Source organism: Streptacidiphilus jeojiense, from assembly GCF_000719095.1.
Taxonomy (GTDB): Bacteria; Actinomycetota; Actinomycetes; order Streptomycetales; family Streptomycetaceae; genus Streptacidiphilus; species Streptacidiphilus jeojiensis.
Map to the genome: position 1 here is coordinate 1 of NZ_JOEH01000105.1, position 421 is coordinate 421.

At 67.5% G+C, this 421-nt stretch carries 1 pseudogene; it reads left to right on the top strand.

Annotation, left to right across the window (positions count from 1 at the left end):
* A pseudogene (locus IF29_RS0141225) lies at window positions 1-421 on the top strand (glucose-6-phosphate dehydrogenase); the annotation flags it as partial.

The following is a 421-nucleotide window of genomic DNA, read 5'->3' on the forward strand; positions in this document are numbered from 1 at the left end:
TCAATCCGTTGCGTGATCCGGCGGATCGTCGGTTGCCGCGGATCGCGGGTCCGTCGGGTCTGGTGATCTTCGGGGTCACCGGTGACCTGTCCCGCAAGAAGCTGATGCCGGCCGTCTACGACCTGGCCAACCGCGGACTGCTGCCGCCGGGCTTCTCCCTGATCGGCTTCGCCCGCCGCGACTGGGAGGACGAGGACTTCGCCCAGGTGGTGCACGACTCCGTCAAGGAGCACGCACGCACCCCCTTCCGCGAGGAGGTCTGGCAGCAGCTGGCCAAGGGCATGCGCTTCGTCCAGGGCGAGTTCGTCGACAACGACGCCTTCGAGAAGCTGCGCGCCACCATCGAGGAGCTCGACAAGGCCCAGGGCACGGGCGGGAACTTCGCGTTCTACCTGTCGGTGCCGCCGAAGTTCTTCCCGCA